Origin of the sequence: Actinoplanes sp. NPDC051470 (assembly GCF_040682035.1) — a bacterium.
Taxonomy (GTDB): domain Bacteria; phylum Actinomycetota; class Actinomycetes; order Mycobacteriales; family Micromonosporaceae; genus Actinoplanes.
This window is the reverse complement of record NZ_JBFBAA010000019.1, coordinates 113,969-134,906: the sequence shown is the minus strand read 5'-3', so window position 1 is coordinate 134,906 and position 20,938 is coordinate 113,969. Positions and strand designations below refer to the sequence as shown.

Here is a 20,938-nt window from a genome sequence, read left to right as displayed (position 1 = left end):
AGGCCGTTGTGCCGGGTGCGGCTGGCACGAGCCGGCGGCCGGTCTGCCGGTCGTAGGCCCGACCTCGGCTTTTCGTGAAGGATTGATGTACGACGCGGCACGGCCAGGTTTGGGCGTGCGTACGCACCGACCCCGTCGATAGGGCCTTGATCATGACCTTGACCGATGTGCTGGTCCGAGCCGCCACTGTCGCACCCGGCCAGGGATTGGTCCACGTCGGCGACAACGACCGTTTCACCAGTTATGCCGAGCTTTTCGCCGATGCTCTGCGCATCGGTGGAGGCCTGCGCGAGGCGGGCCTGCGCCCCGGTGACCCGCTGCTGGTGGTCGCCGATGACAGTGTCGACTTCCTGGGCCTCTTCTGGGGCGCGATCGTCGCCGGCGTCGTTCCGGTGCCCCTCCCGCCGGAAGCCCAGCGCCTCGCCGCTGTCCGCCGCCACCTAGGCGATCCGCCGCTGGCGGGCGACACCGCGACGCCCGGCGCCATCCTGATGTCGCCACGCGACCTGCGATCCGCGCACCCACTTTCCAGCCCCGTTCGGGTCCGTCCGGACGACCTCGCTTTCCTCCAGTTCTCCTCCGGCAGCACCGGTACGCCGAAGGGCGTCGAACTGACCCACGCCAACGTCGTCGCGAACCTGGAGCAGGCGGCCCACATCAGCCGCGTGACCAGCACGGACATCGCGGTCACCTGGATGCCGTACTTCCACGACATGGGCCTGATCGGCACTCACCTCGTGCCGCTGCACGCGGGCTGCCGCCAGATTCGGGTGAGCCCGCTCGCCTTCGCGAAACGCCCCGAGCTGTGGCTGCGCACCGCCTCCCGGCACCGCGCCACGATCCTGTCGGCCGCCAACTTCGCCCTGGCCCTGGTCAACCGCCGCGTTCCTGAGGAGATGCTGGACGAGTTCGACCTCAGCAGCGTCCGCCTGCTGATGGTCGGGGCCGAGCCCATCTCCCCGTCGGTCTGGGCGACGTTCGCTTCCCGGCTTCGCCGGGCACGGCTGGCACCCGACGCCATGAAGCCGGTGTACGGCATGGCCGAAGCCACCGTCGCGGTCGCCTGCCCACCCTTGAACGAGATCGCCGTCCCACTCCACCTGAGCCGTGCGGCGTTGTCCCGCGGCGTCGCCCTGCCTCTTCCCGCCGGCCCCACGGGCAACCCCACCGTCTCTGCCGCGCCTGGGGACTCGGCCGGCCGACCTGGTCTCCTGCCGGCCGTGTCATTCATGGACGTCGGTTATCCGGTGCCGGGCTGCGAGCTGCGCATCGTCGATGACACGGGCATGGTGCTGGAGGACTTCCTGGTCGGGCACATCCAGGTTCGCGGGCCCAACGTCACCCGCGGCTATCACGGCGACCGCGCCGCCACGGCCGCAGCCTTCGACGGTGACTGGCTCCGCACCGGCGACCTGGGCTTCCTGCGCGGCGGCCGCCTCTGCGTGACCGGCCGGGACAAGGACGTCCTCTTCATCCACGGCCGGAATTTCCATGCCGCCGACCTGGAGGAGGTTGCGTCCGCCACCCCTGGACTGGGCTCCGGCCCCGTCGCTGTGGTCGGCGTGACCGACCCGTCGCAGGGCCGCGAACAGGTCACGGTCTTCCTGTCGGCCCCCGCCGTCCGTCCCGACCTGGCGGGTCTGACCGCTCTGGTCCGCGCCCGGGTGGCGGAGGCCCTCGCCTATGACCAGGTCCGCGTCGAGATCGTCCCCACCGGCGCCTTCCCTCGAACGACGAGCGGAAAGCTTCGACGCCAACCTCTCCGCGACCGTCTCACGACCACGACCACGCCCGCCTCGTCAGCGGAGGCGCCGCCGCCGACCGGCCGGACCGCCGCGACCGCTGAAGCGTCGTTGGCTGCGGGAGCGCCTCTGAGCCGTGCCGAGGTGGAGAGCGTGGTCCGGGCAATCTGGGCCCGCGTATTGCGAATGCCGGTGGAGACGATCGGACCTGAGGACCGTTTCCTGGCGATCGGCGGATCGTCCTTGGCAGCCATGGAGGTGCTGGCAGCGCTGGAAGACGCGTTCGGCCGCACCCTCGATCCGGCGACGCTGAGGGACTGCGCGACCGTTTCCGCCCTCGCCGACCGGCTCCTTGCCGACGAGGCCGACGAGGCCGTCGGATTGACGCCTCCGCCTTCCCCGCAACCCGACTTGGAACCCGCGAGGGCCCAGGCCGCCTCGCCCCCGGATCACATCGGTCGGCGCGAGGAGTTGGCGGTTGTCGGAATGGCGTGCCGGTTTCCCGGGGCGGATACGCCGGAGGAATTCTGGGCCAACCTTGTGGCTGGGCGGGACAGCGTCACGCCGGTGACCCGATGGGCCGACGGCGGGCACGGGGCCTTCCTGGCGGATCCGGCCCTGTTCGATGCCGGATTCTTCGGGATCGGGGAGGACGAGGCGCGGTTGCTCGATCCTCATGCCCGGATCTTCCTCGAACTTGCCCACGAGGCGCTGGAACGGGCCGGATATGCCGGACCGCACCGCACGGGCCGGCGGATCGGGGTGTTCGCCGCTGTCGGCGAGAGTGGGTATCCCGAGATCGTCGCCGGCGCGCTCGGCGGCGCTGTCGGGGGCACCGGGGCGCATGCGCTCACGGGGACGCTCCGAAACCTGACAGCTGCCCGTGTCGCACATCTGCTGGACCTCCGGGGTCCGGCGCTCGCGGTCGACACCGCCTGCTCGTCCGCGCTCGTGGCGCTGCATCTGGCCCGGCTCAGCCTGTCGGCGGGGGACTGCGACGTCGCGGTCGTCGGCGGGGTGAACCTCAACCTCACCGCCACCGGCGAGATGCTGCTCGGCGACGCACGGGCGCTGTCGCCGACCGGGCGGTGCCGGGCGTTCGCCGTGGGCGCTGACGGGTTCGTGCCGGGGGAGGGCGGGGCCGTTCTGATCCTGACCCGCCTCGCCGATGCTGGTGACGATCGCGTGCTGGCCGTGGTCAGGGGCACCGCCGTCAACAACGACGGCCGCTCGCTGAGTCTGATGGCGCCCAATCCGTCGCTCCAGCGAGAGGTGATCGCGGACGCCTACCGGAACAGCGGTGTCGACCCGGCCGAGGTCAGCTATGTGGAGGCGCACGGCACCGGGACCGCGGTCGGCGACCCCGTCGAGGCACGTTCGCTGGCCTACGCGTTCCCGCCCCGGCCGGACGGTCGTCCCCGCTTCCTCGGCTCGGTCAAGACGAACATCGGTCACCTGCTCAACGCCGCGGGCATGCCGGCACTGGTGAAGGTGATCCTCGCACTGCGGCATCGGGAGTTGCCCCCGTCGTTGCACCACGACCGGCCATCACCCCGCTTCGACCTGGCCGCGACCGGGTTCGAGGTGGTCACCGAACATCGGCCCTGGACCGGGGCGCTGATCGCCGGTGTCAACGGTTTCGGGTTCGGCGGGACCAACGCCCACGTCATCGTCGCGGCCCATCAGACGGATGATTCCCGTGAAGGCGACAGGGCCGACGGGCCGCATCTGCTGACGCTTTCGGCGCGATCCGGGCCGGCTCTGCGGGCGGCGGCCTCCGAGTTGGCGGTCCATGTGCGGAAGCATCCGGAGTTGCGGACGGCGGACGTCTGCGCGACGGCCTCGTCGGCCCGGGACGATGGGCCCTACCGGATCGCCCTGGTCGCCGGAGACGACCTCGCGGAGCAGCTCGCCGCGGTGGCGCCCGGGTCTCCGCTCGGACGGCCGGGCCGGTTGGCGTTCCTGTTCGGTGGACAGGGCACGCAGCGGCCCGGGCAGGGCGCCGACCTGTACGCCACCGCTCCCGTGTTCCGTGCGGTCCTCGACGAGATGTCCGCGGCGGCCGGCCCGATCGCCGGCCGGACCCTGGCCGAGTGGTGCATCGATCCGACGGTCCCGGTCGCGGAACTGGCCCGGACGGAGGTCACTCAACCGCTGGTGGTCGCCTTCGGGGTGGCCCAGGCGGCGCAGCTCGCCGCCTACGGGGTCCGGCCGGGCGCGGTCGCCGGCCACAGCGTCGGGGAACTGTCCGCCGCCGTCACGGCGGGCCGTCTGACCGCGGTCGAGGCTGTCCTGCTGGCGGCCCAGCGGGGCCGGCTCACCGCCGCTCTCGCCGCGCCCGGTGCGATGCTCGCCGTCGCCGCGTCCGTCTCCGAGATCGCCGGCCTGCTGACCCGCGACGCCGCCCAGGGCGCACCGGATGGGTTCGCGGCGCACGGCGTGGTCGTCGCGGCCGAGAACGGCCCGGAACGGGTGGTGCTCGCCGGCACGCTCGAGGCGATCGAGCAGGTCACGGCCCGGCTCGGCGCGCACGGCGTGGTCACCCGCCGCCTCGCGGTCTCGCACGCCTTCCACTCGCCGGCGATGGAGCCGATCACCGATCAGCTCGGCCGGTTGGCGCCACCGCCTCGCGCCACGGTGATTCCGCAGATCAGCACGGTCACCGGCGAGTGGGGTGCCGCCTTCGACGCGCCCTATCTGGCGGCCCATGCGGTGCGCCCGGTCCTCTTCGCGGCGGCCGCGACCCGGCTGCGTGAGGCCGGCTTCGACACGATGGTCGAGGTGGGTGGTTCGGTCACGCTTTCCTCGTTCGTACGCGAGAAGGCAAAACCGCGAGCAGGTGTACGGGGAACGGCGGCTCTCTTCGCGGGCCGGGACGCGGCCGGGCTCCTGACCACGGTCGGGGAGCTGTGGTCGCGCGGGGTTCCCCTCGACCGCGCCGGGCTCGACACCGGGACGCGTCGGGTGGACCTTCCCACCTATCCGTTCCAGCGGCGCCGCTACTGGATCACCGACCCGCCACGGCCGGTCCTGTCCGTTCCGGCCTGGAGCGAAACTCCACTCCCGGACAAGACGTCCACCCGTGCCGGTGACACGGCACCGACCTGGCCCGGAGCCGGGGAAGCCACGGTCACGCCCGGGCCGGCGGGCTCAGCGTCCCGGGAACCGGGGGACGACCCGGCGGTGACGGTCCTGGTCGCCGACACCGAGGCGGCCGAGACCGCCTTCGCGGCGATCGCCGCGGCGCCGACGGACGGCTTTCTGCTCATCGTGACCAGCGACCTCTGGGCGATCGGCGCGGAGCGGCCGCGTCCCGGGTACGCGGTCTGGGCCGGGCTGGCGATGGCCTTCGCCGACGAGAATCCGCGCGCCGGTGTACGGATCGTCGACCTCTGCTCGGACGACACGGAAGAGGCCCGGACCGCGGCCGTCGAGGCCGAGAAGGCGGTGCCGGCCGCCGGACCCGCGGAGATCGTCGCCTGGCGGGCCGGCCGACGGCTCACACGGGTCTTCGTGCCGTCGGACTACGAGGAGGAGAGCACCGCCGACATGCCGGCCGTGCCCCGGGACGGCAGTTACCTGATCGTCGGAGGGGCTGGGGCGGCCGGTGCCGAGATCGCCCGGCACCTGGCCCGGCGCGGCCGGCCGAGGCTGTTGCTCGCGGGCCGTTCCGCGGCGCCCGTCGCGCTTCTCGACGAGTTGCGTGGGCTGGGGGCCGAAGCGGAGTACCGGGTGGCGGACGTGAGTGTCGCGGCGGATGTCGCGGCGCTGGTCGCCGGCCAGGATTTCGACGTCGTGGTGCAGGCCGCCGGTGTGGTGCGGCCGGGCAGCCTGCGGACCAAGACCGCCGGCGAGCTGGCCGCCGGGCTGGCCGCGAAGGTACGCGGGACGATGTTGCTCACTCGTGCGCTGGGGGAGCGCCCGCCGCTGGTGGTGGCGTTGTCCTCGATCTCGTCGGTGCGGCCGGGGCTTGCCGGTGCGCTGGGTGAGTACGTGGCAGGCAATGTCTTCCTGGACGCTTTCGCGGCGGCGGAACGGGCCGCGGGCCGCCCGTTCGTGGCGGTCAACCTTCCCGCGCTCGCCGGCGCGGGCCTCGCGGCCGTACACACCCCTCGGGGTCCGGCGAACACCGGCGACGGGATGTTGCCGATCGGACGGCTGCCGGAGGTGTTGTGGGCGGCGGCCGGGCTCGGCGCTCACCAAGTGATGATCACCGTGGCGGGTACGCGACCAGCGACTGCCGCACCGACCGTAGCGCTCGGGAACGGGCTGGTGGACGGCGGGTCCTCGACGACCGGGGAGCGTCCCGGCAAGTCGTTGACGACGGGAGGGGCTCCCGGCCGGACACCCGCCGGAGGGGCGGCCAGGGTAGAAGTCTCGCCGGGGCCGGCCACGTCCGCCGGGAATGGGTGGGGGCATACCGCCCTGGTGGCGCTCGTCCAGGAGCTGCTGGCCGGACCATTGGCGCGGGAAGCGGAATCGATCGGGACCGACGAGCCGTTCCTGGCGTTGGGACTGGACTCGCTCACCGCGGTCGACATGGTCAAGGAGCTGGAGAAACGGCTCGGACGAACGCTGTCGACGACACTGTTCTTCGAACACCGGACGATCGGGGAACTCGTCGGGCATCTGGCCGGGCCGGAAGCGACGGAATTCCCGTTCAGTCCGGTGCAGCGGGCCTTCGTCACGACGGGACGGCTCTATCCCGCGGTCCCGGCCTACGCCTATGTGCGACAAACCCTTGGCGGGCCGATAGATTCCGGACGGCTGGGGCGTGCCTTCGCTCAACTGGAGCGACGGCATCCGATGCTGCGGGTGCGATTCGGTCCGGACGGCCAGTACTTCGTGGCGCCCGGCAGCAGCCGGGGACCGGAGTGGTACACGGTTGTCAGGAGCGGTGCCGAACCGCTCGCATCGACTGGCGAGTGGGACGCGTCGGTGGCGGAGCTGGACGCCGAACTGCGGAACCGGACGTTCGACCTGAGCCGGGAAGGACCGATCCGGGCGGTCCTCGTGGTGGCGGGGGAGGAACTCGCCCATCTCGTCGTGGTGATGCATCACGCGGCGGGCGACGGATACAGCATCGCGGTGCTCGGGGACGAGCTCTGGACGATCTATGAAGGACAGGAGCCGGCAGCGCCTCTACCGGTGACGTTCGCCGACCATGAGGCGCGGCGAGTCCCGCCCGCTTCGGCCGATGTCGAATACTGGCGTGCGTCCCTGTCCGAATATCCACGGCTCGGGCTGCCGTTCGACGGTGCGGCCGAGGAGGAACCGTCGGCACCGTTCGGCGTACACCAGAGGGTGTTGGAAAGGGAGATCGGCGACCGGCTGACCGCGGCGGCGTGGACTGCCGGCGTGTCCGTTTTTCATCTTCTGCTGGCCGGCTATGTGCGATGCCTCGCGCGGTGGAGCGGGCAGGAGTCCGTGCCGGTTTCGGTGGCCAGGGCGGGGCGGACCGCCCGGCTCGATGGCATCGAGCGGATGGTCGGACCGTTCGCCGACACGTTGCCGGTGCTCGCCGCCGACGTGCGCGTGGGCGAACCGGCCGTGATCCTGGCGGCCCGGTTGCGTGACGCGTGGTTCGAAGCCGAGCAGCACGGATCGGTGTCGACAGTGGACCTGGCGCGGATGCTGGAGGCGAGCGGAGCGGGGCCGCGCACGGTGAGCCCGGCGAGTTTCAGCTTCGCGCGGTTCCCCGGCGTGGGCCAGAGCCGGACGAACGTGCTTGCCACGACAGCGGGGACGGCGTCGGCGGCCACGCGGCTGGGGCTGGTCTGCTTCGAGCAGCACGGGGCATTGCACTTCTCCTGGAACTATCCGATCGCGGTGTTCCGGCACGCGACCGTGGCACGGTTCGCGGAGGAGCATCTCGCGGAGATCATCGCGCTCGCCGGAGGAGAGGCCGTGCGGGATGACGTGGGTTCGCCGGCCCCTGCTTCGGTGGTGGAGCGGATTCGGCAGCAGTCTCGGCGCACTCCGGAGGGTGCGGCGGTGATGACTGACGGCGCGGTGCTCACCTATCGGGAGATGGATGTCGCGTCCGACCGGCTCGCTGGGCGGCTGGTGGATGGCGGGCCGCGGCGGATCGGGCTGCTGACCAGCCCCGGAGCGGACACCGTGATCGGCGTGGTCGGAATCCTCAAGGCAGGTGCGGCGTGGGTGCCGATGGACGTCGCGCATCCGCCGGCGCGACTGGCGAGCCAGCTCGGCCGGGCCGGGGTGGAGGTCGTGGTTTGCGACGCCGGCACGCGGGTCGCGGCCGAAGCGCTCGGCCGGCGCGGGTTCACGCTGATGGACGTGCGGGTGACGGGCGCGACCGCGGCGGCTGTGGAAGACACGGCGGCGGACACGGCGTACGTCATCTTCACGTCGGGATCGACCGGGCGCCCGAAGGGCGTCGCCGTCAGCCACCGGGCGATGGTCAACTACCTGGACTGGGCGATCACCGCCTTCGGCTATCGGGAAGGGGATCGACTGGCACAGACCGCGTCGATCTGCTTCGACGCCTCGGTGCGGCAACTGCTCGCCCCGCTGCTGGTGGGCGCGACCGTGGTGGCATGGGACCGGGACACCGTACGGGATCCGGAACTGCTGGTGGAGCGACTGGAGCGAGACCGGGTGACGGTGTGGAGCTCGGTGCCGACGCTCTGGGAGCGGGTGCTGACGGCCGCCGAACGAAGTCGGGCCGATCTGTCCGGGCTGCGGTGGGTGCACGTCGGCGGGGAGGAACTGTCGCCGGCGCACGTGCGGCGATGGTTCGACCTGCTCGGTCCGGGGCAGCGGATCACCAACCTGTACGGGCCCACCGAGACGACCATCAACGCGACCTGGCATCTCATCGACTCGCGGCCGGGTGACGACGCGACCCGGCTGCCGATCGGGCGGCCGATCGGCGGGGCGGTCGTGGAGGTGATCGCGGCGGACGGGCGGCTCTGTGCCGACGGTGAGGTCGGCGAGTTGCACATCGGCGGCACGGGGCTGGCCGACGGTTATCTCGACGATCCGGAGCAGACGCGGGCGGCGTTCGTCGAGCGCGACGGGCGGCGCTGGTATCGCAGCGGCGACCTCGCGGCGCGGGACGGCGACGGGGTGCTGTGGTTCCGCGGGCGGGCCGACGATCAGGTGAAACTGCACGGGTTCCGGGTCGAGCCCGGTGAGGTCGAGGCGGTGTTGCGGCAGCATTCCGCGGTGGAGCGGGTCGCCGTCCGGGTCGAAGGGCAGCGGCTGGTCGCCTGGGTGCAGTCGTCCTCGGCCGACGGGCCGTCGCTGCGTGCGTACCTGACCGGGCTGTTGCCGGACTATCTGGTGCCGAGCCGGTTCGAGGTGGTGCCGCAACTGCCGCTGACCGCAGCCGGGAAGACCGACCGCGCGGCCCTGGAATCGGGGCCGGCCGCGCCCGCCGGGGCATCCGAGACGAATGCGCCCCGGACCGCGACCGAGCGGCTGCTCGCTGACCTGTGGGCGCGGCGGCTCGGCGTGACATCGGTCGGGCGGGACGACGACTTCTTCGCACTGGGTGGGGACTCGATCGGTGTGCTGGAACTGTTCGCGAGCCTGGCCGAGCATCGGCCCGCGCTGCCACGACCGACGGTCCTGTACCGGCATCGGACCCTTGCCGGGCTCGCCGCCGTGATCGACGCGGCGGCCGGGCCGGCCGTCGACCACGACGTCGAGGGCAGGCCCGACGGGGATTTCCCGGTCACATTGACGCAGCGCGGGTTCCTGCTCGCCGACGCCGTCGGTGCTCCGCCGACCTGGCTGGCGGCTCCGCGACTGCGCGGCCCGCTCGATCCAGCGCGTTTCCAGCGGGCGGTGGACGTGCTGGTCGAGCGGCATTCGATGTTGCGGACCGTCTTCCCGCAGGGCGCGCGGCCGCCGGTGCAACGCGAGCTTCCGTCCGTCCGGCTCGTCGTCGGCCACGAACCGCGGCCCCGCCCGCTCGACGAGGAGTTGGCGGCGGAGCGGGAGCATCGCTTCGATCCGGCCCGGTGGCCCCTGGTCCGGTTGCGGTTGCTCAGGTACGGCCCGGAGGAGCACGTGGTGCTGGCACACGCGCACCATCTGGTCGGCGACGGATACAGCGTGGCGCTGCTGTTGCGTGAGTTGCTGGCAACCTATGACGGGGAGGGGCTGGCACCGTTGCGGGCGACGTTCCGTGACTACGTGGCCCTGCCGGCGGACGGGACGCCCGAGGTGGTGCCGCACGACGGTGATCCGATGAGCACCGGTGGAACGATCGTCACGGGCGGGCTGACGGTGAGTCCGCCCGGCGTGGCGGCGCTGCGAGAACGGGCACTGGCGGCCGGTGCGACACCGTTCCTCCCGGTGCTCGCGGCCTACCATCGTGCGCTCGCGGCGGTGACCGGCCATCCAGACCCGGTGATCGGTGTCGCGGTGACCGGTCGTGACCATGCGTTGCCTGATGTCGGGCGGATCTTCGGGCCGTGCGCGACGGCCGTCGCGGTCCGTCCCGGGCCCGGTGCCGGCCTCGCCGAGGTGGCCGTTGCCGTCGCCGACGCCCGGACCAGGAGATTCACGGCACCGTACGGCTGGCGGTACTTCCTCACCCACCTCGATTTCGGGGCGCTCGGCCCGCTCGAAGGCCAATTATTGCGGCTGACCTGGGACGACACCGACGCAGACCTGGCTGTCCCGCCCGGCACCGACGTCCTGCTGGCGGTCCGTCCGGTCGACGGCGGTCTGCGCCTGACCCTGCGTACCCGTTTCCCCCGCGAGCAACTGTCCCACCTGGAACGGGAGCTGGCCGCGGCCCTCGGCGCCCCGCCGAACGCCGCAGACATCGGCCCGGCGATGGACGCGGAGAATCTCGGCGCCTCGGAGCGCGGCGGGGGTTCCGGGGCGCTGGACGCCGCGCTCGTTGGCTATCTGCCGGCCCCCGGGCAGCTGACCGCCATGGCCGGGGCACTGCCCGAAGAGGTCCGGCGCCTGCTGCCTGGACTGGACCGCGAGACGATTCGCGCGATGCTCGTCCCCGACGGCCGTCCCCGGCTGCTGGAGACCGTCGACACCCCACTGGGCCGGTCCGGGTTCGTCGCGGTGCCCCGGTTCGCTGACGAGCTAGGCCACGCCGACCTGGCCCGGGACGCGGCGGCAGCGGTCGATCTGGCCGCCGGGCACGGCGCGCGGACGGTCTCACTGGCGGGCATGATCCCGGCTCACACCGGTTATGGGGAGGCCGTCTCTCCGTACCTGCGCCCCGGGGCGAACCTGACGACCGGTCACGCGGTGACCGCCGTGGCGGTCGTCCGTACCGTTCTGGCGGCGCTGGCAGCCCGTGGCCGCAAGCTGGGGGACTGCGTCGTGGCCGTGCTCGGCGTTGGCTCGATCGGCACATCCTCGCTGACCCTGCTGCTCGCCCGCGCCGCCGAGCGGCCGGCCGGACTGATCCTGTGCGATCTGCCGGCGGCGGTCCCGCGTCTCACTGAGATCGCCGCGAGCGTCGAGGTCCCGGTGGAGATCGTGACGGAACCGCGGGCGGTTCAGCGGGCGGACGTGATCATCGCCGCGACGAGCAGCGGCCCGCACACGCTGGACGTCGATCAGCTGCGCCCGGGCACGATCCTGGTTGACGACTCGTTCCCGCACTGTTTCGACACGGCCCGCGCGCTGGCCCGGATGCGGAACCACGGCGACGTGCTGATCGTCGGCGGCGGCCTGCTGGACTGCGGCGAGACGACACGGAGAAGTGCTCCCGGGCTGCCGGCGGTGACGGCGCAGCTGCCGCGGACCCTCGCGTCCTGTCAGCTGGAGTCCCTGCTGCATGCGGCGCAACCCGGCCTGCCGTTGGTCACCGGGCCGGTCGATCCGGAGCAGGCCGCCGCTTACTGGTACGCCCTCGACGCCGCCGGGGTGCGGGCAGCGCCGCTGCACCTTTTGCATGAGCGGCTCGACCTCGATGACGACGTCCAACCACCGCCTACGACCAGCTGAGGCTGGGCATCGACGCCCACCGCTTGCGGGTTGCCCAGGCGGCCGAGAGGGTCGGCTCCCGCGACCACCGTGTGGTGCTGGAACTCTGGGCGTTCGTCACCCCTGGACGGGCGGACCGGCTCGATGGAGATCAATCTGCTCGACCGCCTTGGCCAGAATTCCGAGACCTTCGCGGTGCATGGCGACGCTCCAGTGAAGGGGCGTGTGCGGAGAGGCGATGATCCGTTGACCGTGGCGGCCGTCGACGGTGTTGAAAGATTCGGGAAACCGGTACGCGGGAGTTTGGGCCACGGCCGTCGAGCCGTCCGGTTGAAGCTCGATGTGATACTCGTCGTGCCCAGTGATGAGGCCCAGAGTCTGGTTGAGGACCGAGAAGGTCGTCTCGAGCGACGCCTCCGCGGCGGCGACGCCCTGTTCGCGAAGTAGCCGCAAAGTGCGGTGCGCGTGTGCGGCAAGAAGCTGGTTCACTGGAAGCGTCCACATGGCCTCGCGCCCGGAGGGTACGAGTGCGTCCCGGAGCCGCTGCTTCTCTTCGAGGTCCACGGGGCGGCCGCTGGCGTCACTCTTCTCCTGGACGTGGCGCTTGATCCGCTTGATCAACCACTGGGTGGCGTTCGTGTGAAAGTTGACTCGTTCGTAGGAGTCGCGTTGGTACCGCTTCATGCCTCCGGTCACCGGATCAACCAGAGTGGACAAACGATCGACAATGATGTCCACGATCTCTTGTTCGGTGCAGACGTTGCCCTGCTTCCCGATCGGAGTCCGGCGGCTGGCAAGAATATCCGGTGTGTTGTATCTGAGAAGGTAGACGAGCGTCGCATCCAGCTCTCGGTATCGAATGCTCTCGACCTCTTCGTCAGGGGTCTCGAAAGGTAGCTGACGGCCCACGACGGCGGCGCCGCGATGAATCATCGCGTCCAGCGTCGCCACGAAGTCGGTGTTCTCGCCGCCGGACATGTGCGCCTGCCAGCCGCTCTCGAGATAGGTGAATCGCTTCGCGGAGTCGCCGGTGACGAGCGAAAGCAGCGCATGGAGGGCGGCCACCTGCACCGCCGTCACGGAAGTGCGCTTCGGCACCGCGTTCTCTTCCCACGATCCGCTGTTGTGGTCGTTGTACGGGTAACCACAAGCGTCCAGGTACGGCACGAAGTCGGCCAGCATGCGCCGGTGACGGTCACTGAGATCATCGTCCGATATGAAGCCGCTGCCAAGTGCCTGGAACGACAGATGCGCCATCATGGCCTGGGTGTCCTGGCGATGGCGCCAATTGAGGTCCTTCTCGCTGTTCAGGTCAGCGATCTCGAGGGTGATGTGGGGGTGTTGCAGTTGTGTGGCCGCACCACGAAGACGGATGACGTCCTGCTGTCTTTCCAGCTGCCTGTTCGTCGAAAGCATGTGGAACGCGCTCAGTAGCAGGTTGCGACCCATCGCCCCTTCGGGTGAGTAGCGCTCGGGGTCATGCTGGTGGAGTTCCATGAACGCCCATGCCGTCTGGATGTGGTCGCGCAGATAGACCTTTTCTGACATGTCCCCGTGCGCCGCCCGGGTCTCCGTGGCCGGTACGAACGGGATGCGACGTGCCTCTTCGTCAACATTGATCATGCCGTACGGCACCGCGATGGAGTGTGTACCGCGCTCCTTGAGAAGACGTTCCAGGTCGCGAAGCTGGCTCAAGGTGTAGCTGGGCTGCGCACGGGCGGCCAGCTCGTCATTGCGATAACCTTGATGATCGCCGATGGAGCCGCCACTCAGTTTCTCGTGGAGCTCCGTCAGTAGTTCTTCGTCCCTCGCGACCAGTTCAGAGGGCGGAAGCCATGGTGCTGCTTCCGGCGATTTCGGCCAGGCTTCGCCGATGCTCGCTGTTTCGGCAACCCCGCGGAGAGCGCCCATTACTGGACTTTCCTGAACGATACGAATGACATTTATCCCTCTCAGAACGCGATGCTATGAAGGGAATTCCCTCAACGCCCGATGCGTGTGATATGGCCTTTCCGCATTGATTTCGCGGGTCTTTCCGATGCAGACCGGGGGCCACGCTAGCGGCTCAACGCGCATTACCGGTTCCGGGTTGCACCGACGAACAACCCATCCTGCCCGGTTGATCGATCGCCCTTACGCATACGGCGAGATGCCTGTTCGGCAAACGGAGGGGTCAACCGGGAGAGTTCGCAGTCCGATGCGTAGATACTTCCCATGGAAAGTGTCGCCTCCGCGACAGAGGAATACGCCGGGGCGGCGTGATCGGCCTACTCGCGGGCGCCCCTGCTCACGCCCCACCCCTTAGCTCGACGCGTTGCTCGCCGGGTGAGTTTCATCGCTGCCTGGGCGGTGAACCCGCGGGAGAACCTCGACGTCACCGTCGTCATCTTGAACAACCGGTCGTACGCGATCCTCCGCGCCGAACTCGACCGGGTCGGCGCGGATCAGGAGGCTTGCGCTGCCCGGAGGATGCTCGACCTGTCACCGCCCGATCTGGACTTCGTCGCACTCAGCATGGGCATGGGCGTCCCGGCGAGCCGCGCCCGGACGGTGGGTGAGCTGCGGCAGCAGTTCGCCGCGGCAGTGGCCGAGCCCCGGACCTCATCTCATCGAGGCCGTGCTGGCCTGAGGGCCACCTCATGCTCGCCGGGCGGGTCAGGCCGGACAGGCACATAGTCCTGCCCGACAGTCCAGAGCGCCAAGATCGCGCCGACGGCGAAGTTACAGTAATTCCGGCGGGCGCCGCGGAGTCCATTAAGGACTTTTTAGTGGAGCGAACGCGTCAATCCACAAGAACACGATGCCACTTCATTCAGGCGCATCTCTCGCATACACCTACGTCCGCGCCGTCCGCAGAGGAGCAACAATCGTGGCAGCCGATGAACATGCCGCTGTCGTCGTGGTGGGTTCGGGTTTCGGTGGCTCGGTAGCGGCCTACCGCTTTGCCGAGGCGGGCCGGCAGGTGGTGGTGCTCGAACGTGGCCGGACCTACCCGCCCGGCTCGTTCCCACGCACCCCGGCCGAGATGGCACGGGCCGTCTGGGATCCGAGTGGTGGTCTGCACGGCATGCTCGACGTCTGGTCGTTCCGGGGCATCGACGCGATCGTCGCAAGCGGGCTCGGCGGTGGCTCGCTGATCTACGCGAACGTGCTGCTGCGCAAGGACGAGCGATGGTTCGTCCGTGATCAGCCGATCCCCGGAGGCGGGTACGAGGACTGGCCGGTGACCCGGGCCGACCTCGATCCGCACTACGACCGGGTCGAGCGCACGATGATGGCGCGACCCTACCCGTTTGCCCACCCGCCGTACGACAGCACGCCGAAGACCGTGGCGATGGCCAGCGCGGCCGCCGATCTGAAGCTGGAGTGGCAGCTGCCGCCACTGGCGGTGAGTTTTGCGCCCTCGGCCGATGAGCTGCCGGCACCCGGACGGGTGATCCGCGAGCCCAGTTACGGCAATCTGCACGGCGTACCCCGCGTTACCTGCAGGCTCTGCGGCGAATGCAACATCGGCTGTAGCGAGGGCGCCAAGAATTCGCTGGATCACACCTATCTCTCGGCGGCCCAGCACAAGGGCGCCGATCTGCGGGTGCGCCACGAGGTGCGAGGAGTCGCGCCCCGCCACGGCGGTGGATACGAGGTCCGTTACGTGATCCACGAAGATCCCGGCCTGGGTGAGCCACGCGACACCGCCCGGTTGCCCGAGCGGGTCATCAGCTGCGATCGTCTGATAATGGCCGCCGGCACGCTCGGCACCACTTGGCTGCTACTGCGCAACCGCGAGCGGTTCGGCGGACTCAGCCGAGCCCTGGGTAGCCGCTTCAGCGGCAACGGTGACATGCTCGGCTTCGTGTCACGGGCACGGACGCCGGACGGGTCGCACCGTCCGCTGCGCGGATCGCAGGGACCGGTGATCACGTCGGCGATCCGGGTTCCGGATGAGGTCGACGCCCCAAGCCGTCGCGGCACTTCGGGTCGCGGCTACTACGTTCAGGACGCTGGCTATCCCGCCTTCGCCGACTGGCTGACGGAGTCCAGCCAGTGGCCGGGATACCTGCGTCGTGCCGTGATGATCGCGGTCGCCCGTGCCCGCGCACGGTTCAGCCGCACTCCGGGCCGGACGCTGGGTGCGGAGCTTGGCGCCTTCCTCGGCGGCAACGAACTGTCAGACGGCTCCTTGCCATTGCTGGGAATGGGACGCGACATCCCGGACGGCGTACTGCGCGTCGAACGTGACCGGCTCACCGCCGACTGGATCACCGGCACTTCGGAGGGCTTCTTCGCGAGCGTCGAGTCCACCATGCGTGACGTCGCGGACGCGCTCGGAGGTACCTTCCGGCCCAATCCGCTCCGGTTGGTTCAAGAACTGATCACCGTGCACCCGGTCGGAGGTGCGCCGATGGGACGACACGTCGAAGAGGGGGTCGTCGACAGCCGCGGTGAGGTCTTCGGCTTTCCCGGCCTGTACATCGCCGACGGCGCGGCGCTGCCCGGGGCGGTCGGTCCGAACCCGGCACTCACCATTGCCGCACTGGCCGACCGCATGTGCGACTTCGCGTTGTCGGCTGCGCCGCGCTCGCGCCCCGCCGCCCCGCACCCGCCGAAGACACCCGCGGATGAGCCGACGACGAGCGTGAGCTTGAGCGAGGAGATGCCGGGTTCATGACGTGCGTCGCCTTGGCGGCAACGTTCACCGGACGTCGATCATGGGTCTGAGCGCGAGCCGGGCCGGGCTTGGTAGGAGCGGGCGCAGTGGCAGGCATGGCCGGCCGCCGATGCGCGAGATGCCGCTCCGGGCTCCACTCGCGATGCCCGGCGGCTACCACCGCGAGCGGCGGCAGCGACAGTCTCAGCGGGTCCCCTCGTAGAGCCTGAAATACAGGTTGTCGAGTTCTTCGACGTGGCCCTTGATATCCGGAGGATCGACGACGTCGTGCCCGATGCCGAGAGCCGCGGGCAGTTCGTGGTCGGCAAGGGTGAGATGGTTTGTATCGGCGAGATGGCGAGCGACGTCGACTGCCCTGTCCCGATCGATGTAATTGTCGTTCGCGGAAGTCACTACCGCCACGCTCTTCAGGCGCCCGTTGGAGCTCTTGATCTCGCTGTTGCTGCGGGCGATGCGGAGATATTGCGACAGAGCCGCGAAGGAGAAGCCGTGGCCGTCGACATGGTCGGGGAGAATCCGGAAACCGTACAGCACGATGAGCGGCTTGACCGCCGCCGAGGGCGCCCGGCCACGGCTAGGTACATAGAACGGGGACAGCAGCAAAATACGCTGCACCGCGTCGGGCCGGTGGGCCGCCAGCCATGTCGCAAGTACAGCGCCGCCGGAGATGCCGACGACCCCGACCTCGTCGCCCAGGCCGTCGGCCACGTTCATCGCGTCGTTGGCATAAGTCACCAATTGAGTGGCCCTGACCCTTGCATGCGCCGACGTGTCGAGCAAACCGTGGTCCGGTGCGCGGGGTACCCAAACGTTGTAGCCCATCCGGAAATAGAGTCGAGCGAGCTGGGTGAACTGCGATGGGCAAGCGGTGTAGCCATGGAGGAGGACAACTGCTTTGGCGCTTCTCCGACCGTGGGACAGGAGCGCACTACGGCATTCAGGACGAACGGAAGGATTTTCGGTGTCGGCCTTGACGGCTTCTTCAGCCTGGTTGGCGGCTGTCGGAAAGCCGAATTCTCTGGCCGGAGCTGCTTGCAACTGGGAGGTCCCGAGCGGCCAGACGTAGATCGTGACGACCAGCACCAGAAGGAGCGCGATGAGACCGCGGATGACGAGCGCGAAACGCCGCCCCGCCGAGCGTCGACGTACCTCCCCGGTCATTGTTGCCCCACTCATTGGCGCATGCCTCCACTCGGAACGCCTCGTAAAAACGAACTTCCGTACAATCCAGATTTATCAAACTTCAGAGGCGGCCGCATCGTCAACTTCTCGTGTCCTAACGGCTTCTATGTGCTTCCCGTGTGAACGATGTCGCACAGAGCCGGCATATCCATGTGTGCACGCGAGCGAATCGATCAAAGGCGCACCGATACCTGCGCCGGGCGGACCTTCCGATGAGCGCCTATTGACGGATGCGTGCCGACGTTGAGGAGGGCTGATCGCGTCGGCCGCGGGGTGGAAAGGCTTCGGGCCCGCGCATGCGCAGGATCATCGCAACCGCCGCCAGCAACCATGGCAGGTAGGCCGCGAGCATGACGCCGAAGTTCGGGCTGGCGCTGACGCCGTAGCGCTCCTCCATCAGGATGATCAGCACATTGGCGGCCATCATGCCGGACCAGGCGAGGGCGGGAATCCGGATCCAGGCGCGCGATCGCGCGAAGGCGTAGATGCCGGCGAGGTAGAAGGGGCCGAACAACAAAACGTCGATCCAGATGGTCATCTGCCAGAACGCCGGCCGTGCCATCAGCAGCGGGTCGAAGGACCGCCCGTACCAGTGGATGAAGTCGACCACCGGCGGCGGTGGCCAGAAGGGATAGGAGAAGTGGGCCGGGTCGCCGATGACCAGTTGCTCGATATCGATGGTGTAGGTGACGACGACCGTGTTGACCGCGAAGAACGCGACGAACAGGGCGTCGATGAGCCGCTTGCGCAACGGCACCGTTTCGGTTTTACCGGCCATCGCCGCCCTCCATCGGAACCTCTGGCTACGATCGTGGAATCACACGGTGTCTGCCGGACCAGCCGGCGACGTTCGGAAATGTCATCGACGCGGGCGACATGTGAAGAACCAGCCTATGGCGGCCCTTGCGGTCTCCCACAAAGATCGAAAATCGTCTGCCACGGTGCCCCTGCCGTTTCCGATGAGCCGATCTCGGCCGTAGCCCGACCAACACCCGAGATTGTTGTGTACGAAGGTGACCGTCGGAACGTCTCTGTCCACACGGGCCGAATGACCGGCCCGACCGGCCGTCTCCCGTGGTCGGCGGTCAACATCGTCTTGGGCGCCGCGATCGTCCTTCTCTGGATGTGACCGGTTCTCGCCGGGGATCGGCAGCGTACAGCCGGGGCCTGATCAGCGCTGCTGGAGCGGACCGCGATCGACGAAACTGAAACTGGTGGTCGGATCGACCTCGCCGATCTGATCGACGTTCGCCTTCTTCGTCTTGGCGTCCCACAGCACTTGTCCGTACGCCTCGTTGGAGATGTAGAACGTCGGACGGCCCTGATCGTCGGTGCGGCCGGTGGCGGTCACCGAGAACAGGGTGGCCTTCGACCGCCGGCAGTCGGCGGCTTGCAACCAGCTTCCCTCACCCGGGACCAGTTTCACGCCCAGGCAGGTGGGCGCGTCCTGGAAGTGACCCTCGCTGCGGAGCGACCGGATGACGAAGTCCACGCCGGCGGGCTCGAGCACGAAGAGGGTGTCCACGCCAGTGCCGTCCGACGCCGTCACCTCGTACCAATGTCGATCCAGGGAGAGGTTGCGGTCGATCTCCGCGACGTGGATCTGAGTGCGGCGGCCGCCGCCCGGAAGTGATGCGTACGGATCCGCGGAGGACGGGGCCGGCGATGGGCGCGCGGCCGCTGATGGGCGCGGGGACGGCGCGGTGGCCACCGGCTTGTCCTTCGACCGGAGGCTCAGGCCGACGGCCGAGCCCGCCAGGATCGCAACGGCGGTGCCGGCGGCGGCGACGATCAGCCCGGTCCGGCGCCGGGTACGGTGCCCGGGCCGGGCCGGTGCCACCTGATCGTCCGGCGGGATTTCGCCCGGGACCAGCTGCGCGAGCAGCTCGCGGGCGGACGGGCGGTCCTCCGGTTGCTTGGCCAGAGCTGCCGCCACGACACCGCGCAGTGGGTCGGGCAACCCGTCGAGCCGTGGTGGCTGGGTCAGGATGCGCATGGCGGTGGCGGGTGCCGAGCCGGCCTCGAACGGGGTGCTGCCGGTGGCTGCATAGGTCACCACCGCGCCCCAGGCGAAGACGTCCGCGGCCGGCGTCACCGGACGGCCGTCGGCCGGGTCGAAGCGTTCGGGCGCCATGTAGGCGACCGTTCCGACCATGTGGTCGGTACGGGTGTGCTGGCTGGTGGCCTCGAACGCGCGGGCGATGCCGAAGTCGATGACCTTCAGCCCGCCTCGGGCCAGCAGGACGTTGCCGGGCTTCAGGTCGCGGTGGATGACGCCGGCGCCGTGGATGGCGGACAGTGCGGTGGCGATGCCGACCGCCAGCCCGTGCAGTTCGGAGCCGGTCAGGACCCCGTCGTCGCGGACCACCGCGGACAGGCTCGGGCCGTCGACAAATTCCATGACCAGGTACGGAGGGTCATGTTCCGGATCGGCGTCCAGAACCGCGGCGGTGGAGAACGGTGGCACCTGCCGGATCCGGTTGAGCTCGCTGCGGAACCGGCCGCGGAACTCCTCGTCGTGGGAGAGTTCCGGCCGCATCATCTTGACTGCGACCAGGCGTTCGTAGCTGTCGCGGGCCAGGAACACCGTGCCCATGCCGCCCTGTCCCAGCCGGCCGAGGATCTCGTACCGGCCGAGCCGGGCCGGCTCACCGGGTCGCAGGGGCAGGACCATGTCGGTACGGTAGCGGGCGGCCGGTTCAGGCCGCGCCGCGGTCGACGAAGCTGAAGGTGGCGGGGGAGTCGCCGGCCTTGTCGAGGAAGAGCACCTGGCCGGCCGGTTTCCATCGCACCGTGCCGTAGTCGTCGTTGACGATCCGGTGAGCGGGCCGCTTCTTGTCGTCGACGGCGCCGGTGGCCTCGATCGTGAAGGTGGTCTCGGCGGCCTCTTGACATTCGACGGTGGTCAGGGTCGTCAGGTTGTCCTCGGTCTGTACTGCCGCGCACCACCGGCCGCCCTCTTCGCGCGCTCGCAGCGCCTCCACCAGATACCGGCCGTTCTTGGCGGGCAGGATCCGGAAGAGGGCGCCGTCGTCGGTGCCGTCGCCGGTGGCGATCGGTCCTTCGTAGGTGGCGCTGAGGTCACGATCGGCCGGGATGAGGTGGATGATGATCTTTCGCTTCCCCGCCAGGATCGCGGCCAGTTTCGGATCTGGCGCCGCTGTCGGGGACGGGCTCGGCGACGCGGCGGACGGTGCCGTGGCAGCGGATGGTGCCGGGGAGCCCGGAGCCTCGAGCGGCGCGGCCGTTCCGCAACCCTGCCCCGCGGGCAGGAGCGCGGCCAGGGTGAGACCGGCGACGACCCGGCGAGAGTGCTTCCGAGGCACGGCTCATCTCCCCATGTTCGCCGTTATGGACGGGAGCAACTGTTGCGGAATCCTCGGCCGGTGACCATGCCGGTGTCGAAACGGGCACC

The 20,938-nt window shown here is 69.7% G+C and carries 8 protein-coding genes; 3 read left to right on the top strand and 5 right to left on the bottom strand.

Annotation, left to right across the window (positions count from 1 at the left end; genetic code table 11):
- Positions 1 to 152: 152 nt before the first annotated feature.
- Positions 153 to 11,696 carry an amino acid adenylation domain-containing protein gene (locus AB0M54_RS29930; protein WP_364474948.1) on the top strand — a complete coding sequence of 3,848 codons (11,544 nt, stop codon included), beginning with the start codon at positions 153 to 155 and terminating at the stop codon, positions 11,694 to 11,696.
- A gap of 96 nt (positions 11,697 to 11,792) precedes the next feature.
- Here AB0M54_RS29930 and AB0M54_RS29925 read toward each other — a convergent pair whose 3' ends face one another.
- Positions 11,793 to 13,586, bottom strand: a complete 1,794-nt coding sequence (locus AB0M54_RS29925) for a hypothetical protein (protein ID WP_364474946.1) — start codon at positions 13,584 to 13,586, stop codon at positions 11,793 to 11,795.
- Between the two features lie 414 nt (positions 13,587 to 14,000).
- On the opposite strand from AB0M54_RS29925, the gene AB0M54_RS29920 reads away from it, so the two are divergent.
- A complete protein-coding gene (locus AB0M54_RS29920; protein WP_364474944.1) occupies positions 14,001 to 14,351 on the top strand; it encodes a thiamine pyrophosphate-dependent enzyme in 351 nt (116 codons plus the stop codon).
- A 193-nt stretch (positions 14,352 to 14,544) separates the two neighbouring features.
- A complete protein-coding gene (locus AB0M54_RS29915) occupies positions 14,545 to 16,341 on the top strand; it encodes a GMC oxidoreductase (protein ID WP_364474942.1) in 1,797 nt (598 codons plus the stop codon).
- Between the two features lie 183 nt (positions 16,342 to 16,524).
- Here AB0M54_RS29915 and AB0M54_RS29910 read toward each other — a convergent pair whose 3' ends face one another.
- The 4 genes from AB0M54_RS29910 to AB0M54_RS29895 all read right to left on the bottom strand — a co-directional run bounded on the left by AB0M54_RS29910 (position 16,525) and on the right by AB0M54_RS29895 (position 20,849).
- Positions 16,525 to 17,502 (bottom strand): alpha/beta fold hydrolase, encoded by a 978-nt coding sequence (locus AB0M54_RS29910; protein ID WP_364474940.1) that lies wholly within the window; start codon positions 17,500 to 17,502, stop codon positions 16,525 to 16,527.
- Positions 17,503 to 17,743: 241 nt separating this feature from the next.
- Complete coding sequence (locus AB0M54_RS29905; RefSeq protein ID WP_364474938.1) at positions 17,744 to 18,301, bottom strand: emopamil-binding family protein; 558 nt, start codon at positions 18,299 to 18,301, stop codon at positions 17,744 to 17,746.
- 393 nt (positions 18,302 to 18,694) lie between these two features.
- Positions 18,695 to 20,197 carry a protein kinase gene (locus AB0M54_RS29900; RefSeq protein ID WP_364474936.1) on the bottom strand — a complete coding sequence of 501 codons (1,503 nt, stop codon included), beginning with the start codon at positions 20,195 to 20,197 and terminating at the stop codon, positions 18,695 to 18,697.
- Positions 20,198 to 20,222: 25 nt separating this feature from the next.
- Complete coding sequence (locus tag AB0M54_RS29895; RefSeq protein WP_364474934.1) at positions 20,223 to 20,849, bottom strand: hypothetical protein; 627 nt, start codon at positions 20,847 to 20,849, stop codon at positions 20,223 to 20,225.
- Positions 20,850 to 20,938 lie beyond the last annotated feature (89 nt).

Bases quoted from the DNA above. Each gene is read 5' to 3' on its own strand.
- AB0M54_RS29910 (WP_364474940.1), bottom strand. From the start codon at position 17,502: ATGACCGGGGAGGTACGTCGACGCTCGGCGGGGCGGCGTTTCGCGCTC.
- AB0M54_RS29905 (WP_364474938.1), bottom strand. From the start codon at position 18,301: ATGGCCGGTAAAACCGAAACGGTGCCGTTGCGCAAGCGGCTCATCGAC.
- AB0M54_RS29900 (WP_364474936.1), bottom strand. From the start codon at position 20,197: ATGGTCCTGCCCCTGCGACCCGGTGAGCCGGCCCGGCTCGGCCGGTAC.
- AB0M54_RS29930 (WP_364474948.1), top strand. From the start codon at position 153: ATGACCTTGACCGATGTGCTGGTCCGAGCCGCCACTGTCGCACCCGGC.
- AB0M54_RS29925 (WP_364474946.1), bottom strand. From the start codon at position 13,586: ATGGGCGCTCTCCGCGGGGTTGCCGAAACAGCGAGCATCGGCGAAGCC.